At 65.2% G+C, this 24321-nt stretch carries 21 protein-coding genes, 2 tRNA genes and 1 pseudogene; 10 read left to right on the top strand and 14 right to left on the bottom strand.

What is annotated here, in order from left to right; translation table 11 throughout:
- Positions 1 to 67 precede the first annotated feature (67 nt).
- From JWQ90_RS08245 to ptsP, 3 genes are all read right to left on the bottom strand, one after another.
- Positions 68 to 1762 (bottom strand): PTS fructose transporter subunit IIC, encoded by a 1695-nt coding sequence (locus JWQ90_RS08245; RefSeq protein WP_299691931.1) that lies wholly within the window; start codon positions 1760 to 1762, stop codon positions 68 to 70.
- A 91-nt stretch (positions 1763 to 1853) separates the two neighbouring features.
- Positions 1854 to 2804: a 1-phosphofructokinase gene (gene pfkB, locus JWQ90_RS08240; protein ID WP_299691929.1), complete on the bottom strand. Its 951-nt coding sequence runs from the start codon at positions 2802 to 2804 to the stop codon at positions 1854 to 1856.
- Entirely contained in the window at positions 2801 to 5338 is a 2538-nt protein-coding gene (ptsP, locus tag JWQ90_RS08235; RefSeq protein ID WP_299691926.1) for a phosphoenolpyruvate--protein phosphotransferase, read from the bottom strand. The genes pfkB and ptsP overlap by 4 nt, the downstream gene beginning before the upstream one ends.
- Positions 5339 to 5510: 172 nt before the next feature.
- On the opposite strand from ptsP, the gene JWQ90_RS08230 reads away from it, so the two are divergent.
- The gene (locus tag JWQ90_RS08230) at positions 5511 to 6497 is read left to right on the top strand and encodes a LacI family DNA-binding transcriptional regulator (RefSeq protein WP_299691924.1); all 987 of its coding nucleotides are present in this window, start codon (positions 5511 to 5513) and stop codon (positions 6495 to 6497) included.
- On the top strand, positions 6494 to 7312 hold the full coding sequence (locus JWQ90_RS08225; protein ID WP_299691921.1) for a shikimate 5-dehydrogenase: 819 nt from the start codon (positions 6494 to 6496) through the stop codon (positions 7310 to 7312). The genes JWQ90_RS08230 and JWQ90_RS08225 overlap by 4 nt, the downstream gene beginning before the upstream one ends.
- Here the strand turns inward: JWQ90_RS08225 and JWQ90_RS08220 are convergent.
- From JWQ90_RS08220 to JWQ90_RS08180, 9 genes are all read right to left on the bottom strand, one after another.
- A complete protein-coding gene (locus JWQ90_RS08220; protein ID WP_299691943.1) occupies positions 7200 to 7634 on the bottom strand; it encodes a GIY-YIG nuclease family protein in 435 nt (144 codons plus the stop codon). The two genes, JWQ90_RS08225 and JWQ90_RS08220, sit on opposite strands and share 113 nt — an antisense overlap.
- A gap of 33 nt (positions 7635 to 7667) precedes the next feature.
- Positions 7668 to 8135 (bottom strand): DUF1203 domain-containing protein, encoded by a 468-nt coding sequence (locus JWQ90_RS08215; RefSeq protein WP_299691917.1) that lies wholly within the window; start codon positions 8133 to 8135, stop codon positions 7668 to 7670.
- A gap of 320 nt (positions 8136 to 8455) precedes the next feature.
- Positions 8456 to 8531, bottom strand: a tRNA-Asn gene (locus tag JWQ90_RS08210).
- Between the two features lie 94 nt (positions 8532 to 8625).
- Positions 8626 to 9642 carry a zinc-binding alcohol dehydrogenase family protein gene (locus tag JWQ90_RS08205; protein WP_299691914.1) on the bottom strand — a complete coding sequence of 339 codons (1017 nt, stop codon included), beginning with the start codon at positions 9640 to 9642 and terminating at the stop codon, positions 8626 to 8628.
- Between the two features lie 234 nt (positions 9643 to 9876).
- Positions 9877 to 10560, bottom strand: coding sequence for an alpha/beta hydrolase (locus JWQ90_RS08200; protein WP_299691911.1), 684 nt, complete (start codon positions 10558 to 10560; stop codon positions 9877 to 9879).
- Between the two features lie 6 nt (positions 10561 to 10566).
- Entirely contained in the window at positions 10567 to 11343 is a 777-nt protein-coding gene (locus tag JWQ90_RS08195; protein ID WP_299691908.1) for a ferredoxin--NADP reductase, read from the bottom strand.
- A 122-nt stretch (positions 11344 to 11465) separates the two neighbouring features.
- Positions 11466 to 12650 (bottom strand): pyridoxal phosphate-dependent aminotransferase, encoded by a 1185-nt coding sequence (locus JWQ90_RS08190; protein WP_299691906.1) that lies wholly within the window; start codon positions 12648 to 12650, stop codon positions 11466 to 11468.
- Positions 12651 to 12757: 107 nt separating this feature from the next.
- Positions 12758 to 14029, bottom strand: coding sequence for an EAL domain-containing response regulator (locus JWQ90_RS08185; RefSeq protein ID WP_299691904.1), 1272 nt, complete (start codon positions 14027 to 14029; stop codon positions 12758 to 12760).
- A gap of 16 nt (positions 14030 to 14045) precedes the next feature.
- On the bottom strand, positions 14046 to 15995 hold the full coding sequence (locus JWQ90_RS08180; protein ID WP_299691902.1) for a hybrid sensor histidine kinase/response regulator: 1950 nt from the start codon (positions 15993 to 15995) through the stop codon (positions 14046 to 14048).
- Between the two features lie 389 nt (positions 15996 to 16384).
- On the opposite strand from JWQ90_RS08180, the gene JWQ90_RS08175 reads away from it, so the two are divergent.
- The 7 genes from JWQ90_RS08175 to JWQ90_RS08145 all read left to right on the top strand — a co-directional run bounded on the left by JWQ90_RS08175 (position 16385) and on the right by JWQ90_RS08145 (position 23374).
- On the top strand, positions 16385 to 17323 hold the full coding sequence (locus tag JWQ90_RS08175) for a cytochrome c peroxidase (protein ID WP_299691900.1): 939 nt from the start codon (positions 16385 to 16387) through the stop codon (positions 17321 to 17323).
- 91 nt (positions 17324 to 17414) lie between these two features.
- Complete coding sequence (locus JWQ90_RS08170) at positions 17415 to 17699, top strand: plastocyanin/azurin family copper-binding protein (RefSeq protein WP_366919469.1); 285 nt, start codon at positions 17415 to 17417, stop codon at positions 17697 to 17699.
- Positions 17696 to 18055, top strand: coding sequence for a cytochrome c (locus JWQ90_RS08165; RefSeq protein WP_299691894.1), 360 nt, complete (start codon positions 17696 to 17698; stop codon positions 18053 to 18055). The genes JWQ90_RS08170 and JWQ90_RS08165 overlap by 4 nt, the downstream gene beginning before the upstream one ends.
- Positions 18056 to 18087: 32 nt before the next feature.
- Positions 18088 to 20343 (top strand): methyl-accepting chemotaxis protein, encoded by a 2256-nt coding sequence (locus JWQ90_RS08160; RefSeq protein WP_299691891.1) that lies wholly within the window; start codon positions 18088 to 18090, stop codon positions 20341 to 20343.
- Between the two features lie 83 nt (positions 20344 to 20426).
- Complete coding sequence (gene uvrB / locus JWQ90_RS08155; RefSeq protein ID WP_299691887.1) at positions 20427 to 22493, top strand: excinuclease ABC subunit UvrB; 2067 nt, start codon at positions 20427 to 20429, stop codon at positions 22491 to 22493.
- Positions 22494 to 22651: 158 nt separating this feature from the next.
- Positions 22652 to 22728 (top strand) — tRNA-Val (locus JWQ90_RS08150).
- A gap of 187 nt (positions 22729 to 22915) precedes the next feature.
- Positions 22916 to 23374 carry a helix-turn-helix transcriptional regulator gene (locus JWQ90_RS08145; protein WP_299691884.1) on the top strand — a complete coding sequence of 153 codons (459 nt, stop codon included), beginning with the start codon at positions 22916 to 22918 and terminating at the stop codon, positions 23372 to 23374.
- Between the two features lie 8 nt (positions 23375 to 23382).
- On the opposite strand, the gene JWQ90_RS08140 is transcribed toward JWQ90_RS08145, so the two are convergent.
- A complete protein-coding gene (locus tag JWQ90_RS08140; RefSeq protein ID WP_366919468.1) occupies positions 23383 to 23712 on the bottom strand; it encodes a type II toxin-antitoxin system YafQ family toxin in 330 nt (109 codons plus the stop codon).
- Entirely contained in the window at positions 23687 to 23968 is a 282-nt protein-coding gene (locus JWQ90_RS08135) for a type II toxin-antitoxin system RelB/DinJ family antitoxin (protein ID WP_299691878.1), read from the bottom strand. The genes JWQ90_RS08140 and JWQ90_RS08135 overlap by 26 nt, the downstream gene beginning before the upstream one ends.
- 109 nt (positions 23969 to 24077) lie before the next feature.
- Here JWQ90_RS08135 and JWQ90_RS08130 point away from each other — a divergent pair.
- Positions 24078 to 24188: pseudogene (locus tag JWQ90_RS08130) on the top strand (IS5/IS1182 family transposase); the annotation flags it as partial.
- Between the last annotated feature and the right edge of the window lie 133 nt (positions 24189 to 24321).

The raw sequence follows: 24321 nt of genomic DNA, 5'->3' as shown, positions 1-24321 counted from the left end.
GGTATGACCCGCTCCTACAAGGAGCCGAACTGTAGGAGCGGGTCATACCCGCGACTGCGAACTCGAATCAGGTAGCGACGATGCGTTTCTTGAGCACGCGCAACGCAATCGCGGTCAGGACGGTTCCGGCCACCAGCGCCACCAGATACCCGCCCAGATGCGTCACCGCGTTCGGAATCGGCAGCACGAACACACCGCCATGCGGCACCTTGAGCTCGGCGCCGACGGCCATCGAGATCGCACCGGCGACCGCCGAGCCCAGCACCAGCGAGGGAATCACGCGCAGCGGATCGCGTGCCGCGAACGGAATCGCGCCCTCGGTGACGAAGGCCAGGCCGAGCACCGCCGCCGCATTGCCGGCTTCGCGTTCCTCGTGAGTGAATCGATCGGCGAAAATCCTGGTCGCAAGCGCGACGCCGAGTGGCGCGGTCATGCCGGCGACCATCGCCGCCGCCATCGGGCTGTAGACCTCGCTGGCGAGCAGGCCGGTTGCGAACGCATACGCCGCCTTGTTGACCGGGCCGCCCATGTCGAAAGCCATCATGCCGCCGATCAGCAGGCCGAGCAGGATCGCGCTGCCGCCCTGCATGCCGCGCAGCCACGCGGTCAGTGCGGCGAGCGCTTCGGCGACCGGCCCTCCGACGACGTAGATCATCAGCAGACCGGTCAGCAGCGTGCCCAGCACCGGCAGAATCAGCACCGGCTTCAGGCCTTCGAGATTGCGCGGCAGCTTGATGTGGCGATTCAAAAACGCGACGCCGTAGCCGGCGATGAAACCGGCGGCGATGCCGCCGAGAAAGCCGGCGCCGAGATTGGCTGCGACCAGTCCGCCGATCATGCCCGGCGCGACGCCGGGACGATCCGCGATCGAGAACGCGATGTAGCCGGCCAGCGCCGGCACCATCAGCACGAAGCCGGCCTTGGCGCCGATCTGGAACAGCGACCAGGCCAGCGTGCCCTTGTGCGCGTCGTCGAAGGCGTAGATGCCGCCGAGTGCGAACGCCAGCGCGATCAGCAGGCCGCCGGCGGTTACGAACGGCAGCATGAAGGACACTCCGGTCATCAGGTGCTTGTACGGGCCGCTGCGCTTTTCGGCGCTTTCTTTTTTGACGCTGCCGTTGGCGGATTTTTCGGTGTCGTGAATGCTGGCTTCGGCGAGGGCTTTGGCGATCAGTGCCTTGCCGTCATTGATCGCCGGCTTCGTGCCGCTTTTGAAAACACGCTTGCCGGCGAAGCGCGACAGATCGACCTGCGTATCGGCCGCGATCAGCACCACGTCGGCGTCACGGATCTCGTCGGCACTGAGCGTGTCGCGCGCACCGACCGAGCCCTGAGTCTCGACGCGCACCGAATAGCCGAGCGCATTCGCAGCCTGCTGGATGCCTTCGGCCGCCATGAAGGTGTGGGCGATGCCGGTCGGACAGGAGGTGATCGCGACGATGCGCGTCGGCCCGGCGGGCACTACGGTGCCGCGGTCGTCGCGCTTCAATACCGCGCCAGCATCGGCGAGCACTTCGTCTAGCGTTGCGGCCACGCGTGGCATGTTGCCGAAGCGCTCGGCTTCGAGATCTTCGGTGCCGACCAGGATCACCGCGCTCGCGGACGCGAAATCGTCCAGCGGACTGATCACGCCTTGCGGTGTGCGCACTTCCGCCGCTAGCGTCCAGCCGCGATCGACTGCCGCGCGGCGCAGCGCCTCGGCAGCGAGCACCGCCTGCGTGCTGCGCTCACCGGCACTGACGACTGCGATCAGATTTTTCATTTTGTCGTTCCTCCAGCGTTCTTTATGTAGCCCGGGTGAAACCCGGGGTCGCACGATGGCGTCGTGCGGAAAGCCCCGCGTTTCACCCGGGCTACGGGATCCCTCTAATTTTTGTGGCGGCGGCCAGCTCGTTTACGCGCCGGCGATCCGGCAGATTCGGGCCGGGCAGGCCGAGCTTGGCGGCGGCGAAGGCGGTCGCGAGACGCGCCGTGGTTTCCAGATCGGCGTTGTCGAGTAGCGCTGCGCTCAGGCCTGCGACCATCGCGTCGCCGGCGCCGACCGTGCTGCTGGTTTCGATCACCGGCGCGCGTGCCAGCAGGGCACCGGCGTCGCTGACGAACAGCGCGCCCTCAGTGCCCAGCGAAACCACGACCAGCGCGATGCCGAGCGCGCGCAGCTCCTGAGCGGCGGCGAGCAGATCCGCGGTGTCGGCGAGTCTGCGTTCGGCCCAGGCTTCGAGCTCCTGCCGATTGGGCTTCACTGCATACGGCATCGCCGATTTCGGCGCGGCGAGCGCGGTGCTCAGCGGCGCGCCGCTGGTGTCGAGCACCGCGCGCGCCTCGTTGGCGGCGACGATCTTCAGCAACTCCACATAGCTGTCTTCCGGCAGGCCGGACGGCAGACTGCCGGACAACACCGCGAGCACGCCCGGCGCGCACAGATCGCCCAGCGCGCGGCCGACCGCGATCAGATCGCCGGCATTCGCGTTCAGGCCGGGCAGGTTGATGTCGGTGGTGGTGCCGTCCTTGCCGACCAGTTTGATATTGGTGCGCGTCTCGCCGCTCAGGCGCAGACACCGGTCGTCGATGCGCTTGGCATCGAACAGGGCTTCGAACACGGATGCATTGGCGCGGCCGAGCAGGCCGGTGACGGCGGTCGCGACACCCCAGTCCGCGAGGCAGGACGCGACGTTGACGCCCTTGCCGCCGGCATCGACGCGCGCCGACCTCGCGCGATTGACCGCGCCGAGCTGCAAGGCGTCCAGTATCACGGTCTGGTCGATCGCCGGATTCAGCGTGACGGTGACGACGCGCGCGCTCATTGCGCGGCTCCGTCGAGTGCGCGGACTTCGGCGGCGGTTTCGGCACTGAGTGCTTTCGTCGCCAGCAGCTTCAGCGTCGCCAGGTCGGTGGCGCGCAGGCGCGCTTTCACCGCAGGAATGTCGCGCGGCGTCATCGACAGCTCGTGCACGCCGAGGCCGGTCAGCAGCATCGCGCCGAATGGGTCGCCGGCGAGCCCGCCGCAGACGCCGACCCAGCGGCCGTGATACGCGGCGCCTTCGACGGTCAGCCGGATCAGCCGCAGCACCGCCGGGTGCAGGCTGTCGGCCTCGGCGGCGAGCTCTGGATTCTGGCGATCGATCGCCAGCACGTACTGCGTCAGATCATTGGTGCCGATCGAGAAGAAATCCGAGTGGCGTGCCAGTGCATCGGCCTGGATCGCGGCAGCCGGTACTTCAATCATGATGCCGATCGGTAGCACCGGCGCCGTCAGCTCATTTCGGATGCGCTCGCAGATCGCGCGCAGCGCGATGATCTCCGGCGCCGAGGTGATCATCGGGAACATTATTTTGAACTGCGGAATCGACAGCTTCGCGCCGTCTTTCGCCGCGCGGTACAGCGCACGCAACTGCGGGTCGAGCAGATCGCTGCGACGCAGCAGCAGGCGCGCGCCGCGCACGCCGAGAAACGGATTGTCCTCGTGCGGCAGATCCAGATGCGCGACCTGCTTGTCGCCGCCGATGTCGAGGGCGCGCACGATCAGCGGGCGGCCGTCGAGTGCCCGCGCCATGGCCATGTAGGTTTCGTACTGTTGGTCTTCGCTCGGCGCGCTGCCCTGCTCCAGGAACAGGAATTCGGTGCGCATTAAACCCACGCCTTCGGCGCCCTGCGACAGCGCTATCGGCACCTGGTCCGGCAGGTTGACGTTGGCGCCGATGTCGACGCGATGGCCGTCGCGGGTCTGCGCCGGCAGGCTGCGCTGCTCGGCTTCGCGTGCGCGCACCGCCTGCTGCTCTTCGATATAGGCGCGTGCCGAGGCCAGATCCGCCGGTGACGGGTTCAGATACAGCCGGCCGTTCTGGCCGTCGATGATCGCCGCGACGCCCTCGCTGACGTCGAGCAGGGCCGCGCCGCCGGCCACCAGCGCCGGCAGGCCCAGCGTCCGCGCCAGGATCGCGGTATGCGAAGTCGGCCCGCCCTGCGCGGTGGCCAGGCCGACGACGCGCTGCGGATCGAGCATCGCGGTGTCCGAGGGCGACAGGTCGTTGGCCAGCAGAATGCAGTTCGCCGGCAGCTCGCTGCTGCCGTCGCCGCCATGCAGCGAAGGATCGATCTGCGTCAGCACCCGGCGGCCGACGTCGCGCAGATCCGCGGCGCGGCCGGCGAGCACCGCGTTGCCGAGCGCCGACAGCTTGCCGGCCATGCGCTCGACCGCCTGGTGCCAGGACCAGGCGACGCCATGGCCTTCGACCATCAGCTGGCAGGTCAGCGTGATCAGGTCGGTGTCGTTGAGTAGCTCGGCCTGGGCCTTGAAGATCGCCGCGTCGGCGGCGCCGAGACGGCGCGCGGTGTCGTCAGCGACGGCTTTCAGCTGCAGCCGCGTGACGTTCAAGGCCTGGTGCAGCAGTTCGCCGCCCTGCGCGAGCGGCACCGGATGATCCGGTATCGGCGCCTCGCTCACGGAGAGCCGGTGTACCACGCCGATCGCCAGGCCCGGGCTGGCGCCGATGCCGGCGATCGCGGCCGGCACCTGTGGCGGCGACCAGCCCAGCACCGGTGCGGAGGCGCGCCTGGCGGCGGCCTCAGTGTCGGTCTTCTCCTGCGCGGTGATGCTGTTGATGACGGCCTTGAGGCGGATCAGCGCCGAGCCGGCGTTGCGGCCCTCGGCCGAAATCACCACGCGATCGCCAAAGCGCAGGCCGAGCTGTAGCAGCGACACCAGGTTTTTGGCGTCGGCTATCTGGTCGCCGAACCGCAGCTGGATGCGCGCACCGAAGCTGCGCGCGGTCTCGACCCAGCGCGACGCCGGCCGCGCGTGCAGGCCGGCCGGGTAGGGGACGCTCCAGTCGAAATGCTCGGCGAGGTCGGTGGCCGGCGTGGCGGACGCGATCTCGATCGCGTCCTCGCTGAGCGCGTCGACGATGTCCTGCACCTTGTCGGTGACGAACAGCGTGACCAGGCGCGAGTTGTCCTGGATCAGCCGCGTCAGCCGGCGCAGGATCGCGATGTGCGCGTCGGACTGCGCCGCGATCGCAACCACCAGATGGGCGGTCTGGCCGGGGTTCCACTCGACGCCGGCCGGCACCTGCAGCACCGCGATGCCGTTGCGCTTGACCAGGTGGCGGTCTTCGCCCAGGCCATGCGGAATCACCACGCCATGGCCGAGGAAAGTGTTCGCCAGCGCCTCGCGTTTCAGCATGCTGGCTGCGTAGGCGGGATCGATGCAGCCGGCCGCGATCAGCAGCTGGGCCGCTTCGCGGATCGTGCTTTCCTTATCGGCCGGGTGGGCGCCGAGGCGCACCAGCTCGCGGGGCAGCAGCGCGGCAGCGGCGATCATCGGATTGGCGATAGACATCTCTGGACTCCTCCAGTGCATCGGTTAAGCCGATCGGTACTCGATCTGCGGCTCTTATGCGGCCATTATGAAATCGTTTTCATAGATCATGTCAAGAAGAATGCTCGTTGTTCTTGCCATGCGCCCGGAAACAGGCGGAAAATACTGAGGATATGATGAAAACGATTGCAATATGAGCGTCAGCATCAAGGACGTCGCCCGGGCGGCCGGCGTATCGCCGGCGACGGTGTCGCGGGCGCTGGGGCGCGGTCCGGTCAGCGACGAACTGCGCCAGCAGGTCGCGGCGGCGGTGCGCGCCACCGGCTACAAGCCGAATCTCGCGGCGCGGCGGCTGCGCTCGCAGGACAGCGGCACCATCGGGCTGATCGTCGCCGACATTCGCAACCCCTTCTTCACCGCCGTCAGCCGCGCGGTCGAGGACAGCGCCTACCGCGCCGGCATGCGCGTGATCCTGTGCAATACCGACGAAGATCCTGAGCGCGAGGCCCTGTATCTGGGCTTGATGCAGGAGGAGCGCATCACCGGCCTGATCTTCGCGCCAACCCGCGCGACCGTGGATCTGCTGCCGAAGCGCTCGCTGGACTTCCCGGTGGTGCTGATCGATCGCGCCGGCCCGGCCGGCGTGCACGACGCCGTGGTGCTCGACAACCGCGACGCGATGGCGACGCTGATCGGCCATCTGGTCGAGCGCGGCTATCGCGAAATCGGCGGGCTGTTCGGCAATTCCAGCAGCACCGGCGCCGAGCGCCGCGAAGGCTATATCGCGGCGATGCAGCGCCACGGTCTGACACCGCAGTTCCGCGCGGTCGCGCCGTCGAGCGAAGCCGCGCAAAAAGAAACCGCCGCCTGGCTCGCACAGGCGGATCGTCCTCGCGCGATCGTCGTCAGCAACAGCCTGCTGCTGATCGGCGTGATCAAGGCTGCACGCTCACTGGGCCTGATCATTCCGCGCGACCTCGCCGTCGCCGGCTTCGACAACGAGAGCTGGACCGAACTGGTCGAGCCCGGTATGACGGTGATCGAACAGCCGGTGGAAGAAATCGGCCGCACCGCGATGTCGCTGCTGTTCGAGCGCTTGCAGACGCCGGGCTTGCCGGTGCGCAAGGTCGTGCTCAGCGGCCGCTGCATCGTCCGCGGATCAAGCGGAGCCGCGCAGTGAAACCGCCGATCGGCCGCGATACGCAGCTATGCATGTCGCTGTCGGCGCGGCCCGGCAACTTCGGTTCGCGCTTTCACAATCATCTGTACGAGGCGCTGGGCCTGGACTACGTCTACAAGGCCTTCAGTACGCGCGATCTGGCGGCTGCGATCGGCGGTATCCGCGCCTTGAACATCCGCGGATGCGCGATCTCGATGCCGTTCAAGGAGGCCTGCATTCCGCTGCTGGATTCGCTGGCCACGTCGGCGGATGTGCTCGGATCGGTCAACACCATCGTCAACGACGCCGGCCATCTGCGCGGCTACAACACCGACTATGTCGCGATCGTGAAGTTGCTCGAGCGCAACGGGATCTCGCCGCAGACTTCGTTCGTATTGCGCGGCAGCGGCGGCATGGCGAAGGCGGTCGCGTCGGCCTTGCGCGACAGTGGTTTCGGCGAGGGCACCATCGTCGCGCGCAATGAAGCGGCCGGTCGCAGGCTGGCGATGAGTTGCGGCTACCGCTGGCAGGCCGAATCCGGCGATCTGCATGCGGCGATGCTGGTCAACGTCACACCGGTCGGCATGGCCGGCGGCGACGAGAGCGAGGATCTGGCGTTCGATGAGGCGGCGATCGACGCGGCCGACATCGCGTTCGATGTTGTTGCGCTACCGTCGGAGACGCCCTTCGTCCGCGCCGCCCGCTCATGCGGCAAGCGTGTGATCACCGGCGCCGACGTGATCGTGCTGCAGGCGCTGGAGCAGTTCGTGCTCTATACCGGCGTGCTGCCGAGTGCTGAACAAGTGCGGCGGGCGGCGGAGTTCGCGCGAGGCTGAACCGCCCACAAAATCCGTCATTCCCGCGAAGGCGGGAATCCAGGCAGTCGGCCGGCGCGCCGCTGATGTCCGGCCATAGGTCTCTCCACGTGGCATTGTCCTTTTCGATCAGCGCCAGCTTCCGCGCGCGTTTCCATTTCTTGATGGCTTTCTCGCGGCCGATGGCGCTCTCCATGGTCTGATGCTGTTCGTACCCGACCAGCGTTTTGATGCCGTGCTGCTGGGTGAATCCGTCCGCGGTACCGTTGCGGTGCTGCCACACTCGCCGCACCAGATCGGAGGTCACGCCGACATACAGAGTGCCGTTTCGCTGGCTGGCCATCATGTACACCGCAGGTTCTTTCATGCGGGTAACTCAGACGCGATGGATACGCCCCGAGTAGCAGCCGCGTTTCGCATTATGAGCATGGATATAAGCGACCAACGGATTTTTGAACAGCCGCTCGATCAGGCTCTCGATCGCTCCGCCGTCGACGACATCGGCGTCGAGCATCATTCCGCCGGCATCGTAGGCGCGCAGCGACAGCAGGCGGATGCGCATGACTTCGGGAATCTCGTCGACGCGATCGTAAGCCTGCACGGCGCCTTCGCGGACAAAGATCGCATGGCTCGCGCGATACGGCGTGTCCGCCGGCTGGCAGACGTGATTCAACAGCAGCAAGCTCTCGCCCGGTTCGGCATCACGCATCTCGATGCGATCCGGAAAGCCCGGCTTCTTGTCGGCGACGTAGCGCAAGATGCCAAGCCCGGCGAGCGCGTCGTCGCTGAGGCCGTAGAAGCGGCGGAAGGGTTCGGCGGAGAGGCCGGTGACTCGGAAGTGCATGGTCGGATTGCTCGATGTCGTGTTCCGACATTGAACCCGCGCCGGCCGAAGCGATCCATCCGATTCTTGCGTCGCGACGGCCGCAAACAAGTCAGCCCGTCGGACAGGACCATCAACGCTGGGAGCCTGCCAGCTTCTTGAGATCCTCCGTCGATTGGTTCAGGATTCGGTTGCTTGTGCATGGCGTGGCTGTTCTCTGCGGTTCGTTTTGCGGAGCTTGATGACACGGATGCTATGTATAAGAACAGACCCGATCGGGTTCCCCGCGCACAAACAAAAATGCCCAGCTTGTGGCTGGGCATCGGTGTATCTCGAAGAGATGGCTCCCTGGGACGGGCTCGAACCGCCGACCCAGTGATTAACAGTCACTTGCTCTACCGACTGAGCTACCAGGGAACGGGCCGCGGATTCTAAGGAGTTCCTACGGGTGCCGCAATGCTTTTTTCAGATCGCCGGATCGGCGGCCATGATGGCCCGTTGTCAAGTCCCTTCAGGCCCAGCCGCTGAGGGCCAGCTTGCCGATGGTGGTGCCGGATTCGAGCCTGGCGTGTGCGCGGCGCAGATTCGCGGCGTTGATCGGTGACAGGGTCTCGGTCAGCGTGGGTTTGAGCGCGTTCTGGTCGATCCAGTCGGCGACGCGGTTCAGGATGCGGCCCTGCTCGATCATGTCCGCGGTTTTGAACATCGCGCGCGTGAACATGAACTCCCAGGCGTGGGTCAGGCTCTTGGACTTGTACAGGCTCTGATCGAGCGGGCCGCTGTTCTCGACGATGCTGCAGACCTTGCCCTGCGGTCGCAGCACTTCGGCGGTGACCTGCCAGTAGCGGTCGGTGCTGTTGAGGTTGAGCACATAGTCGACTTCGGGATGGCCCAGTGCCGCCAGCTGGCCGGGCAGCGGCTGACCGTGATCGGCCGTCAGCTGCAGGCCCAGCGAGGCGGTCCAGCGACGAGTCTCGATGCGGCCGACCGTGCCTATCACGATCAGGCCGGCGAGCCTGGCGAGTTGCAGTGCGATCGAGCCGACGCCGCCGGCAGCACCGATGATCAGCAGGCTCTTGCCGCGGTCGGCGCCGTCGGCGCTGATGCCGAGGCGCTCGAACAGCGCCTCATAGGCGGTGATCGTGGTCAGTGGCAGCGCCGCGGCCTGCGCGAAGTCCAGCGTGCGCGGTTTGCGGCCGACCAGGCGCTCGTCGGCGAGCTGGAACTGCGAGTTGCTGCCGGGCCGGCCGATCTCGCCGGCGTAGTAAACCGCGTCGCCGGGCTTGAACAGCGTGGCTTCGCTGCCGACACTTTCGACCACGCCGGCCGCGTCCCAGCCGAGCACGCGCGGCGTGGATTCAAGCTTGTCCTTCGGTGCGCGGATCTTGGTGTCGACCGGGTTGACGCTGATCGTCTCGACGCGGACCAGCAGGTCGCGCGCCTCGGGCTGGGGCATCGGCAGGTCGATGTCGATCAGGGACTCGGGGTCATTGATGGGCAGATAGCGAGTCAGGCCGACGGCTTTCATAGCGATCTCCAGCAGGCCGATGTCGACATACAAAAATTAGGAAACATTGGCTTGCCTCTCCCGGAGGGCGCGGATATCTACACATCTACCGAAAGCAGGTTGAGTTGAGTAGGTTGGGGTGAGCCTGCGAACCCCAACATTCGTTCGAGCCGATGTTGGGGTTCGCAGGCTCACCCCAACCTACACGCTGGCGGGATGATGTGAGACGGGACAGCACAGCTCACTGCTTCGTATTCAGCGTATCGAAACTTCTGTGTCACCGTACTTGTGACGAATCATGCGGGCGAGTTCGTCATAGACCGGGGGCAGCTCGGTGAAGCCTTCGCTGCCGAGAAAATGTCCGCCATGATCAATGCTATGCAGCTCGGCTTTCAAGCTGCGGCTCAGCGCCGCGGTCTGCCGGTACGGCACCACTGGATCGTTGCGCGAGGCGATCACCGAGCGCCGCATCGCGAGCCCGGTCAGATGCGGATAGTTCAGCGGCTCTCGTGTGAAGTCATCGAGTTGCGGCAACAAGCTCAGCGAGTCCGCGAAGCCCGAAACCAGCACGAAGCCGCCGATCGGTGTCGGCTGATCCAGGCCGTCGAGATAGCGCAGCAGCGTGATGCAGCCGAGGCTGTGGGCGACGAAATAGCTGTTGCGGTCGTGATGGTGGATGTTGGCTTTCAAATACGCCAGCCAGGCATCGGCCCTGGGATTCGCAGAGTCGGGCAGCGCCAGTACCGCCACTTCGGCGCCTTGGGCTTCGAGCTTCGCCTTCAGCCACGGAAACCAGTGGTCCTGCGGCGAGGCCACATAGCCGTGGATGATGGTGACGTGCTTGCCGGTCATCGTCGGAACGGGCTCCTGCGATGAGCCGTTGCCGCTGCAGGCGGCGAGGCTCAGTGCCAATGCGATGTGTCCGATGCTCCGGATCACGCTAGGTTACTTCTCGACGAACGCCCGCTCGATCACATAGTCACCTGGCACGCCGATGTGCGGCGAGATGTGCAGGCCGTGCGCATCGAGCAGCGCGCTGCTGTCTTTGAGCATGCTCGGGCTGCCGCAGATCATCGCGCGATCGTTGGCCGGGTTGAGCGGCGGCAGGCCGATGTCGCTGAACAGTTTGCCGCTGTTGATCAGGTCGGTCAGGCGGCCGGTGTTCTGGAATTCTTCGCGGGTGACGGTCGGGTAATAGATCAGTTTCTCCTTGACCTGCTCGCCGAGGAATTCGTGCTCGCGCAGCTCCTGCTTGAAGAACTCGGCATAGGCCAGTTCATTGACGTAGCGCACGCCGTGGATCAGCACGATTTTCTCGAAGCGCTCGTAGGTTTCCGGGTCCTTGACCAGCGACAGGAACGGCGCCAGGCCGGTGCCGGTGGACAGCATGTACAGATGCTTGGCCGGCTTGAGGTCGTGCAGTACCAGGGTGCCGGTGGGTTTTTTGCTCACCAGCAGCTCGTCGCCGACTTTCAGGTGCTGCAGCCGCGAAGTCAGCGGGCCGTTCTGCACTTTGATGCTGAAGAACTCGAGGTTCTCTTCATAGTTGGCGCTGGCGATCGAATACGCGCGCATCAGCGGCTTGCCGTTGACTTCGAGGCCGATCATCACGAAATGGCCGTTCTCGAAGCGCAGCGCCGGGTCGCGCGTCGCGGTGAAGCTGAACAGCGTGTCGTTCCAGTGTCGAACGCTGAGGATTTTTTCTACGCCGATGGCCGCCATTTGCTCGCTACGCCTTGTCGATGGGTTTCCGGGGGAAGTCCCCCGGAACCCGATTGTGGAACACCTGGCGTCGCCGTGTGTCGCCTGTTCGGACTAACGCGGCTGGCCGGCTTGCTTGGGTCTCAGCCGGCCGCGATCGCGCGCAGACGCTCGACCGCGCCTTTCAGCACTTTGTCGCTGGTGGCGAAGGACAGGCGCACATGGCCGGGCGTGCCGAAAGCCGAACCCGGCACCAGCGCGACCAGCGCCTTCTGCAGCAGCAGGTCGGACAACTCCAGGTCGTCCTTGACGCCGAGTTTGGCGATCAGGCCCTCGACGTTCGGGAACACGTAGAACGTGCCGTCGCCGGCCGCGCAGGAGATGCCCGGCACGCCGTTGAGATCGGCCACCAAGCTGTCGTGACGGCGCTTGAACGCCGCGACCATCTCCGTGACGCAGCCCTGGTCGCCGCTCAGCGCCGCCTCGGCCGCAACCTGTGCGATCGAGTTCGGGTTGGACGTGCTCTGGCTCTGGATGTCGTTCATGGCCGTGATCAGCCTGGCCGGGCCGCAGGCCCAGCCGATGCGCCAGCCGGTCATCGAGTAGGTCTTGCTGACCGCGTGAATGATGACCGTGCGCTCGTACAGATCCGGGCAGGCGTTGACGATGTTGCTGTAGGGCTCGGCCGTCCACAGGATCTTCTCGTACATGTCGTCCGAGCAGATCAGGATCTGCGGGTGCCGGCGCAGCACCTCGCCGAGCGCGCTCAGCTCGGCGCGCGAGTAGGCCATGCCGGACGGGTTGCTCGGCGAGTTCAGCCAGATCATCTTGGTGCGCGGCGTGATCGCGCGCGTAAGCTGCTCCGGCGTGATCTTGAAGCGCGCGGCCTGCGTGGTTTCGATCATCACCGGCGTCGCGTCGGCCAGCAGCACCATGTCCGGGTAGCTGACCCAGTAGGGCGCCGGCACGATCACCTCGTCGGTGGCGTTGAGGTAGGCCTGGCACAGGTTGTAGCAGGCCTGCTTGCCGCCGGTGGAGACCAGGATCTGGTTGGGCTTGTAGTCCAGGGCATTGTCGCGCTTCATCTTGGCGATGATCGCGGCCTTCAGGCTCGGGATGCCGCCGACCGGCGTGTACTTGGTGAAGCCGCGCGCGATGGCGCCGCGGGCGGCTTCTTTAATGTGTTCGGGGGTGTCGAAGTCCGGCTCGCCGGCGCCTAGCGACAGTACGTCGAGGCCCTGGGCCTTGAGTTCGCCGGCCTTGGCGGTGACGGCAAGAGTAGGTGAGGGCTTGATACGGCCCACGCGCTGGGACAGAGCAAATTCCACGGCGATTCCCGGTTGATGCTGCGGTTGACGAAAGGGGGCGAATTCGGGCGCGCGATGATACTGGAATCGGCCGGGGCCGCACAGGTTCAGCTTCAGACAGGCTGCTACTAGAGGCTCCCGCTCAGCAGCTTTTCCCAGCGGTTGGACACGGCGCCGCGCAAGCGACTGACCCATTCGGTCAGCGCTGCGGCCTCCATCGGTTTTGCGATGAAGAAACCGGTTGCGCAATCGCAGCCGAGCTCGCAAAAGTAGAGCAGGCGTTCAGCGGACTCGATACCTGCGGCGGTCACCGTCAGCCCCAGGCTTTTCCCCAGGCCGACCACGGCTTTGGCCACTGCACGGCCATCGGCAGTGTCGCCGGCGGCGCCGCACAGCGACGGGTCCATGATCAGCTCCGAAAACGGCAGGCGCACCAGCTGCGCCAGCGACAGGTAGCCGACTCCGAAATTGCCGAGCGACAGTTTGAAGCCCCTGATCCGCAGCCGCGTCAGCAATTGCAGCGAGTTCGCCGTTTCCGACATCGCCGCCGCTTCGGATATCTGCAGCGTGACCCGGTGCGGGTCGAGCGCGGCCTGCTCACAGTGCCGGGTCAGCGCATCCACCAGCGCCAGATCGCCAAGGCTGGCGGGGGATATCCTCAGCGTGAGTCCGATGGACCCGCTGGGATAGGTCCTGCCGAGCCAGCTCAGGGCCTGCTCGTTGATCGATTCCGTCAGCGCTGCTATCAGCCCGCTACGCTCGGCAAGAGCAATGAACTGGCCTGCGCTGAGCACCCCGAACGGTAGATGGCGCCAGCGCGCGCTGGTTTCAAAGCCGGCCAGCTTGCCGCTGCTGCACTCCACCTTGGGCATGAACATCGGGAATATCGCGCCGCTTTCCAGCGCCCGGCGCAGCTCGGCGGGGGTCGGCGCAGGGGCTTTGACCGTTGCCGGTACCTGCCCCGCGAGCGGATTGCCGGCCGCAGCTGCCGGCGAGCGCGCCGCGAGCAGGGCCTTCAGCTGCTGCAGCTTGAACGGCTTGGGCAGCATACCGGCCACATCGAGGCCGTTGGCGGAGGCGGTGCGCATGGCAGCGGCCAGAACCTCCTCTGCCATGCCGCTGCAAATGATGATGCGCGCGCTGCAGCGGCGCCGCGCCAGCATGTTCATCACCTCGACGCCGTCGATATCCGGCATCGCCAGGTCGATGGCGATATGGGTAGGCGACCAGTTGGCGATGGCGTCGAGCAGGCCACTGACGCGTGTCGTCGTCCGGCCCTCGCCGCCGAGCGACTGGACCATGGCGGCGGCGACTTCCGCCACCGCCGGATTGTCGTCCACCACTAGCAATCGGCAATTTTCCATGGAGTTTCCTGGTGAGTGGGCGGCGCCGTTGCGCACGCCCTTGTCGTTCGCGCTAGACATCGCCCACCGCCGCCGGTCGCGCGGCCGCAGGCGCGTCCGAGAGCTGCGGCAGGTAAATCGACAGCTGCGTGCCTGCACCCGGCGCCGATTCGACCGAAATGTGCCCCAGCGACTGATTGACGAAGCCGTAGGCCATGGCCAGCCCGAGCCCGGTTCCCTTGCCGGTTTCCTTGGTCGTGAAGAAGGGTTCGAACACATGCGGCAGATGCTCGATGGCGATGCCGGTGCCGGTGTCCTTGACGGTGAGCAGCACGTAGCGGCCGTCGCAGCCCAGGCCGCAACGCAGCGCTTCGGCTTCATCGAGCTGGATGTTCTGCGTCCGGATCGTCAAGCGGCCGCCGTCCGGCATGGCGTCGCGCGCGTTGATGGCAAGGTTGAGCACCGCGTTTTCGAGCTGCCCGGGATCGACCCGCGTGAGCCAGAGATCCGCGGCCAGAATCAGATCGATCTTGATGTGTCCGCCGAGCGAACGGCGCAGCAGTGCCTCCAGCCCGGCGAGCAGCGGGTTCAGATCCACGGCCTTCGGATCGAGCGCCTGTTTGCGCGCAAACGCCAGCAGGCGCCGGGTCAGTTCGGCGCTGCGCTCGGCAGCATCGCCGATCAAGGCGGCCAGCTTGTGCAGCCGGGGTTGCGCCACCAGCAGCTCGGTGAGCAGTTCGGCATTGCCCTGGATCACGGTCAGCAGGTTGTTGAAGTCGTGGGCGACGCCGCCGGTGAGTTGCCCGAGCGCTTCCAGGTGCTGCGACTGGCGCGATTGCTCGGCCATCAGCTTGCGCTTGGTGATGTCCTGCGCAACCGCCGCCATGCGGCGCGGCGTGCCGGCTTCGTCGCAGACCGCAAAGCCGGTATCCGAGACCCAGCGCAGGCTGCCGTCCGGCCGCAATACGCGATATTCGACGCTGTAGGGCTGCGCCGGGAAAGCCTTGGCGGCGCGTGCGACGCGCGCGCGGTCGTCCGGATGCACAGACTCGAGCCACAGGCCCGGATTCAAATACAGCTCCGCGGTAGAGCGGCCCCAGATCTTTTCGTAGGCGGGTGATACGTAGAGCAGCCGCTTGCTGTCCAGCTCGCTGAGCCAGAACACCTCGCTGATGGCATTGGCCAGCTCGCGAAAACGGCGCTCGCTTTCCGCCAGCGCTTCGGCGGCCCTCAGGCGTTCTGTCACATCGATGGTCGTGACCAGCCGGGCCGAAGCGCCTGCCCAGGGCAGCCATTGGGCGTGGATCTCGGTGCGGACGATCCGGCCACTCTTCAGCAGATGCCTCCACACTTTTACATTTCTGGCGGAGGTTTCGAGCTCCTCGACATCGGCTCCCAGGGTCCGTACATCGTCCGGCGGCCGGATGTCGGCCAGCGTCATCGCAAGAAACTCAGCGCGGGAGTAGCCGTAGTACGCGACCGCCGCCTCGTTGACTTCCAGGAAACGCAGCGTGGCGGGATCGAACACCCACATCGGCAGAGTATTGCCGTCGAATGCGGCCCGGTAGCGTGCCTCGCCCGCCGGTGCCCCGCTGGCGACGTCGCTAAGGTTCGCCAGCGTCATCAGCGCACCCGCCCAGGCTCCGGTGCTGAACGCCGCGACATGGACGCGAAGCCAGACGATTTCACCGCCGACGTGGCAGGCGTAGCCCAGGCGACACGCGGCTTGCGAGCCGATCAGCACGGCCCGGATACCGGCCGCCAGGCGGCTGGCTTCGGCAGCGCTTTCGCCGTCCTCGGCTCGGCACAAGGCCAGGAAATTTTGTTCGACGGTGCCCGCGAACGGGCCAGACCGGTGAGTGGCCGCCAGCTGCTCCCAGGCCTTGTTGACCACCACGATGCGTCCGCGGGCGTCCAGCACCGCTGCCTGCGAGGGCAGCGCGTCGACCAGCGCCCCTGTCAGCGCGGCTTCGGCCGGCGTCAGGGTCGCACTGTCCAGTTCAGAAGCGCGGTTTTGGTACATGGGCTCTCCTGAGGTCCAACGATCCGTGTCGGTTACAGGCGGTGACGCTCGAGACAAATGTCGGAGAGGTTTTTTGTGGAAGCAGGTTCGCAAGTTCGGGCTGCCAGTGTAGTCGCGTGGATCAGCCTGCACATTTTCGTATCGGCAGTACGCCGGGATTCTGAACCTAGCAGAGCACACGCTGGATCGGCGGGAGTTCCGACGACTTCCGGCGTCTGCGCGAGCGCGGTCTTCAGAACGCTGCCTGGGTGCCGTTAACTCGCTTGAATGCGGACCGGGCGATGTGCCCGTTTCGGAGCTAAGGGATTTGGGGAATTTGGCGAATGAAACATCTTCGGTTGTGCATGGCAGTGGTTTTTGGTCTCTGTGCCGGGCGGGCAGGCGCCGCCGTGGATGCGCGTCCGGCCGATGCCGATCCCTGGCTGCGGCCCGCGCAGGTGCCGGCGCCGGAGTCCAACGCGCCCACCGCCGAGCGCGTCGAGCTGGGCAAGGCGCTGTTCTTCGACCCGCGCCTGTCCGGCTCCAACTGGATCAGCTGCGCGTCCTGCCACAACCCGGCGCTGGGCTGGTCGGACGGCCTGCCCACGGGCATGGGCCACGGCATGAAACCGCTGGGGCGCGGCACGCCGACGATTCTCAACACCGCCTACAACCCGCTGCAGATGTGGGACGGCCGCTTCAAAGACCTGGAACAACAAGCGCTGGGACCGATGGGCTCCGGTGCCGAGATGAACCAGGACCTGGGTAGCGTCGCGACGGAGTTCGCCGCGATCGCCGGCTATCGTGCACGTTTCGACGCCGCCTATCCGGGCGAGAGCATCAGCACGACGACCATCGCCAAGGCCATCGCCAGTTTCGAGCGCACCGTGGTGTCGGGCGAGGCGCCGTTCGATCGCTGGCGCCGCGGCGACGCTGCCGCCATCGGCGCATCCGCCCAGCGCGGCTTCGAGCTGTTCAAAGGCAAGGCCGAGTGCGGCCTGTGCCATATGGGCTGGAACTTCACCGACAACGGCTTTCACAACATCGGCCTGAACAGTGAGGACCCGGGCCGCTACGCGCAGAAGCCGCTCAAGTCGATGAAGGGCGCGTTCAAGACGCCGACGCTGCGCGATGTGGCCCTCACAGCGCCGTATATGCACAACGGTATGTACGCCAGCCTCGAAGAAGTGATCGAGCACTACGATCGCGGCGGCGACCTCAAGGACAACTTGAGCCCCAGCATCCGTCCTCTGGGCCTGACCGTGGTGGAGAAGCGCGATCTGCTGGAATTCCTGAAGACGCTGACCGGCGCGCCGATGCTGGTCGTGCTGCCGCAGTTGCCGCAATAGCTGCCAAGGCCCCTTGAATTTTTAAACATTTTTCGATTGTTGGAGATTGACCATGAACACCCTGCGCTACGCGATTCCCAGCCTGTTGCTGATGGCGATGCTGCCGGCTGCATTCGCCGAGGATCACCTGGTCATGCAGAAAGACAAGGCCTTCAGTGCCAAGGCCCTGAGCATCAAGACGGGCGAATCGGTCACGTTCCGCAACGAGGATGAATTCTTCCACAACATTTTCAGCCTCAGCGATCCCGCGCCTTTCGACCTGGGTGCTTTCGGCAAGGGCCAGACGCGCAAGCTGGTGTTCGACCAGCCCGGCCACTACGAAGTGGAATGCGCGATTCATCCGGAGATGCGGATGACGGTGAACGTGAGCAAATGAACCGCAGCCCCGCCCTGTTCGCGCTGGCTTTGCTGCTCGCCGAACCCGCGGCTGCCGATGCGGGGTCCGCGCCTGGCGGGCGGCAGGTGTTCATGACCTACTGCCGGCTTTGCCACGGTGACGCCGGCGAAGGCGATGGCCCGGCCGCGAAGCTGCTGGCCGATCACGTGCGGCCGGCGAATCTGCGGCGGAGCGTTCTGATCAGGACCGAGAAGGAACGGATCATCCGTGCCGGCGGTGCCGCGGTCGGCCGTTCGGGTTCGATGCCGCCCTGGGGCGAGCAGCTCAGTGACGCCGAGATCGGCGATCTGCTTGCGTATCTGTCCGTGCTCGCGCAGCCGACGACGACGCCTTAATAAATAAATAAACAAGCCTGACGAGAGACTCCATGTCGATCACCACAAGATTGATGCTGGCCCTGGGCAGCATGGCGCTGTTCGTCGGCATCGTGGCCGGCATGGGCCTCTGGCAGCTGCAGCGTTTCGACCATAAGACCCAGACTTTCGTGCAGGTGTCGATGCCGCGTATCGACACCATGCAGGCGTTCACCGAAAGCATCAACCGCATCGGCAACCACGCCTATCGCGCCTATCTGGCCGACGATGCCCAGGTCATGCAGGAGCAGCTGACGGCGCTGAACCAGGACAAGGCCGGGATCGGCGAGATGCTCGCACGCATGGACCAGCTCTTTGCCGACGGCGGCGAGCAGGCCAAGACGCTGCAGGCGGTGATCCAGAACGACAACAGCTCGCTGCTGGTCGCGCTGACCAAGTTCGGCCGCTTCCTGCAGGCCGGCAAGCGCGAGATCGCGCGCACCGCGCTCTACGACGAGGCGCTGCCGCGCATCGACGCGATGCGCAAGACGCTGGCCAGCTACAGTGGCTACGAACTCGCGCAGCTCACCGCCATGCAGCAGGCGATGCATGCTTCCTACCGTGGCGCAGTGATGCTGATGAGCGCCATCGGCGTCGTCGTGCTGCTACTGGCTGTGGTGCTGGCGATCACCATCACGCGCTCGGTGAGCCGTCCGCTGGCCGGCGCCATCGACGTGCTGCGCGGCATCGCCGACGGCGACCTGCAGCGCGAAATCCCGGCGGCAAAGACCCGTGAAATCCGCGAGTTGCTCGAAACCCTGCGCAAGATGCGCGACGACCTGCGCGCCCGCCTGGAACGCGAGCGCCGCATCGCCAACGAGAACCGCGCCGTGCGCGATGCCCTGGACCAGGCCAGCGCCTGCGTCACGATCGTGGATCAGCAGCGGCGTGTCACTTACAGCAACCCGGCCGTCGCCGCCATGTTCGACGGCGCGGCCGACGATATTCGCGGGCAGATGCCCGCGTTCGACGCGGCTGCGCTGCAGGGGCTTTGCATCGACGGTTTCTTCACGGAAACCGATCGCGCCCAACTGCAGTCGGCGCTCGCCGAGCCGCTGCGCACGCGTTCGCGCATCGGCGCCCGCAGCTATGCGATGGTGGTCAGCGCGATCCGCGGCGAGCACGGCGAGTGCCTGGGCAGCGTCGTCGAATGGAAGGACCGCACCGCCGAGATCGCCGTCGAGCATGAAGTGGCCGGCATCGTCCAGGCGGCTGCCGAAGGTGATTTCAGCCTGCGCGTGGACGAAGCCGGCAAGGACGGCTTCTTCGGTCACCTGGCTCGCGGCATCAACCGGCTGCTTGATACCTCGGCGAGCGCGTTCGAGGAAGTGATGATGGTGCTCGGGGCGATCGCCCAGGGCGATCTCACGCGCCAGATTTCGACGGACTACCGGGGCATGCTGGCGCGCATCAAAGAGGACGCCAACGGCACCGTCGTGCAGCTTGCGGATATCGTCGACCAGATCAAGTCGAGTACCCAGGCGCTCAGCTCGGCAGCGCGGCAAATCGCGGCCGGCAACGCCGATCTGTCGATCCGCACCGAGCAGCAGGCGGCGAATCTGGAGCAGACCGCGTCGAGCATGCAGGAGCTGACCTCGACCGTGCAGCGCAACGCCGAGCACGCCCACCATGCCAGCCAGTTGGCGATCAGCGCGAGCGATATCGCCGTCCAGGGCGGCGCGGTGGTCGGCGAAGTGATCAAGACCATGTCGGCGATCGACCAGGCATCCAAGCGCATTGCCGACATCATCGGCGTGATCGATTCGATCGCGTTCCAGACCCATATTCTGGCGCTGAACGCGGCGGTCGAAGCCGCGCGCGCCGGCGAGCAGGGCCGCGGCTTCGCGGTCGTCGCCACCGAGGTGCGCAGCCTGGCTCAGCGCGCCACCGCGGCGGCGCGCGAGGTCAAGTCGCTGATCGCCGATTCGGCGGCGCAGGCGGGCAGTGGATCGGCTTTGGCGGAGCAGGCGGGGCAGACGATGCAGCAGATCATGAGCTCGGTGAAGCGGGTTACCGGCCTGATGGCCGAAATCGCCACTTCGTCGCGGGAGCAGAGCGGCGGCATCGCGCAGGTCAATAGCATGCTGGAGCAGATGGACCAGACGACCCAGCAGAATGCGGCGCTGGTGGAGGAGGCTTCGGCGGCGGCCATGAGCATGGAGCAGCAGGCTCAGGTGCTGGTGGGAGCGGTAGAGCGCTTCCATACGGCCAAGGATTGGGACCAGCCGTCACAATGGGCGGACTCGGACAGGCCGGCCCTGGCGGCCTGATCGCGCAGGATTGTTTGGCAACGGGCGGCACTTTCAGCCGGTCGGCGCGGTCAACTCCGAATCGGGTCTGCTAGTGTTAAGACATGAAAGAAGCCCCCCGCGACGAACTCAAAGACCGCCGACTCAAGCATCGCCGCGAGGAGCTGTTCAAGCTCGCCGCCGACTGGGCGCCGTCCGGCGACCAGCCCAGCGCGATCAAGACCATGGTCGAGAACCTGGAGGCCGGCGTCGCCCACCAGACCCTGCTCGGCGTGACCGGCTCGGGCAAGACCTTCAGCATCGCCAACGTGATCTCGCAAGTGCAGCGGCCGTGCCTGGTGATGGCGCCGAACAAGACCCTGGCGGCGCAGCTTTACGGCGAGTTCAAGGAGTTCTTCCCGAACAACGCGGTCGAATACTTCGTCAGCTATTACGACTACTACCAGCCCGAAGCCTACGTTCCGAGCACCGACACCTTCATCGACAAGGACAGCTCGATCAACGAGCACATTGAGCAGATGCGGCTGAGCGCGACCAAGGCGCTGATGGAGCGGCGCGACGCGATCATCGTCGCCTCGGTGTCGGCGATCTACGGCCTCGGCGATCCCGAGAGCTATTTCAAGATGGTGCTGCACCTGGTCAAGGGCGACCGGCTTGGCCAGCGCGAGCTGATCCGCCAGCTGACGGTGATGCAGTACACGCGCAACGAGATGGCGCTGGACCGCGCCACTTACCGCGTGCGCGGCGAGGTGATCGACATCCATCCGGCCGAGTCGGACATGGAGGCAGTGAGAGTCGAGCTGTTCGACGACGAGATCGAATCGATCAGCATCTTCGATCCGCTGACCGGCGAGGTCAGGCAGAAAGTGCCGCGCTACACGATCTACCCGAAGAGCCACTACGTGACGCCGCGCGAGCGCGTGGTGGCGATGTTCGACGTGGTGAAAGACGAGCTGCAGGAACGACTCAAATATTTTCAGACCAACGGCAAACTGATCGAGGCGCAGCGCCTGGAGCAGCGCACCAACTTCGACCTGGAGATGATCCAGGAACTCGGCTACTGCAACGGCATCGAGAACTACTCGCGCTATCTGTCGGGCCGCGCGCCGGGCGAGCCGCCGCCTTGTTTGTTCGACTATCTGCCGCCGGATGCGGTGGTCGTCGTCGACGAATCGCATGTGACGGTTCCGCAGATCGGGGCGATGTACAAGGGCGACCGTTCGCGCAAGGAGACCCTGGTCGAGTACGGCTTCCGGCTGCCGTCGGCTATGGACAATCGCCCGCTGAAGTTCGAGGAATGGGAGCGGCTGGTGCCGCAGCTGATCTACGTGTCGGCGACGCCGGGCCCCTACGAGCTGGAGAAGTCCGGCACCTCGATCGCCGAGCAGGTGGTGCGCCCGACCGGCCTGACCGATCCGCCGGTGGAAATTCGCCCGGCGCGCAGCCAGGTCGACGACGTGCTCGGCGAGATCCGTCTGCGCGTCGAGCTGCAGGAGCGGGTTCTGATCACCGTGCTGACCAAGCGCATGGCCGAGGATCTGACCGACTACCTGCACGAGAACGGCGTCAAGGTGCGTTACCTGCATTCGGACGTCGACACCGTCGAGCGCGCGGAAATTATCCGCGACCTGCGGCTCGGCGTGTTCGACGTGCTGGTCGGCATCAACCTGCTGCGCGAAGGCCTCGATCTGCCCGAGGTCTCGCTGGTCGCGATTCTCGACGCCGACAAGGAAGGCTTCCTGCGCAGCGAACGCTCGCTGATCCAGACCATCGGCCGCGCCGCGCGCCATCTCAACGGCCGCGCGATCCTGTACGCGGATTCGATCACCGGCTCGATGCGCCGCGCGCTGGATGAGACCGACCGCCGCCGTGCCAAGCAGGTGCAGTACAACCTCGACAACGGCATCACCCCCAAGGGCGTGCAGAAGCGCATCGCCGACGTGATGCGCCTGGGCTATGAGGACGGCGTTGCCGACATGAAGGTGCTGCGCGCGGCCGAGGCGAAGAAGGTCTACGAAGCGATTGCCAGCCCGGAGCTGGTCGGCAAGCGCATCGCTAAGCTGGAGAAGGAAATGAGGGCCGCCGCGCAGAACCTGGAGTTCGAGAAGGCGGGGCAGCTACGCGACGAGATTCGCCGGCTGCGCGAGGCGGTGTTGATCAGCGCGGCTTGAAACCTGGCCGGGTCTTGATCGCGCTAATAGAGCGCTTCGGGTGGGATGGCTCGCATTCTTTGGTGGCCGGTCCGGCGGGGTCGGCAAAAGATTATTCCATGACGGCCTTGCCTAACTTTCCCCGGCCTTGTATCTTTCGCGCCCCTGCAAAGGTCTGCAGGCGCGTAGCTCAGTTGGTTAGAGCACCACCTTGACATGGTGGGGGTCGGGGGTTCGAGTCCCTTCGCGCCTACCAATTAAACATCTGTTTATATTGGTTATTGTTCCTTTAGGCCACCTTATTTTCGGCAGTTTTTTCGGGGAATTTCCCGGAATTGCGCGATTTAAGGCGGGCGCATCGGGTTTTATCGTCGTATCAGATCCTCAACACCACGGTTCGTAATCGCCGGCGGGCCTCGTGATCTGCCCATTGATATCGCTCGTTGTACTGCCGTCATCTTCAACGCAATCGTCGGAATCTTCCTCGCGAAAACCGGCACATCTGCTTCGCCAAGAAATCGAAGACCGGCAAGGCAGCGCCGGCAGCGGGTGCGGTGTTGATTCAACTGCGGCACGAGAAAGTAGAAGGGCAATCGAAGATGAGACGGAACCTGCAGACAGACCAACAAGTTGGCGTCGAGCAGGGCTCCGGGAATGTCTATCGTGACCTGGGTTTCCGCAATCCGGACGCGATGAAGCTCAAGGCCACGCTCGTGTCTGGCATCCGGGCCGTTATCGAGCAACGGCAACTGTCTGGCGTCGAGGCCGCGCGGATTATCGGTATTCCCGAGTTACGACTTTCGCGATTGCTGATTGGCCAATTCGAGCGAATCTCGAGGGAAAAACTGATCGAGTCGCTAGACCGGCTCGATCAAAACGTCAGCTCAGATCTACGAAAGTAGAAAACAGACTATTCGTTGAACAGCTCCGAGTGAGTGCCTGCCCTGACAAATACGATCAATCCTGGGGTAGCACTATCATCAACTTTGTACGCCAAAAGGAAATCACCGCCGATGTGGCACTCCCGATGCGCCGACCACTGTTCCTTCAACTGGTGATCACGCCACTCCGGCCCTAGCGGCGCGTCGTTGGCAATCAGCAACAGCATCGCCTCTTTCAGCCGGTTCATGTCGTAACGCCCAGACCGTATCAGGCGTTCCCAGTCTTTGAGGAATGACTTCGAATAGTCTGAAATCCGAGGCAGTGGCGCCCGCTTACTTGCCGATGTTTTTTTCAAGATCGGCGAACAGTTCGGCGGCGGCAGAAAAACGGGCGCGGCGGGCGGCCGCTATGCCATCAGCCTCGGCCATTGCGGCTCGGGTTTCCGCATTGGGCACCTTGAGTTCCAGCGGGAACGCTTGGTCGACCACCACACGGCGAAGGAACATCCGGACAGCATCGGAGACGGACAGGCCCATGGCAGACAAGGCCTCGGCAGCCTGAGCTTTGGTTTCATCGTCCACACGGATATGCAGCATTGACGTTTGCGCGGTCATTTCCAGTCCTCCGAATCAGCCGGTAGTATGTATCTCCATTGAGATACAAGCAATCGCTGCCAGTAGATTTCAGGGGATGCGATCAAGACCGAAAGGCCGATCACGCTGGGGGGCGGACAAGGGCTACGACGCTGCCGAGTTTGTCGACTTATCGGGCAACACCAATGTGGCCCCGCACATCGCGCGGCACACCAAGAATCGAAAGTCGGCGGTACCGGATGGCCGACTCGTTCCCGTAATCGCGCTGTATGTCATTGTTTCTGAATGCGTGTAGCTGTCCAGATCGCCCGCTCGCCAATGAGCGGGTCTGTGCAGTGGGTTTTTCCCTGTGCCGACGCGATCCGGGAACTGGC

The sequence above is a fragment of the Hydrocarboniphaga sp. genome (assembly GCF_028291725.1).
Lineage (GTDB): Bacteria > Pseudomonadota > Gammaproteobacteria > Nevskiales > Nevskiaceae > Hydrocarboniphaga.
This window is presented reverse-complemented; position numbering and strand designations above follow the sequence as displayed.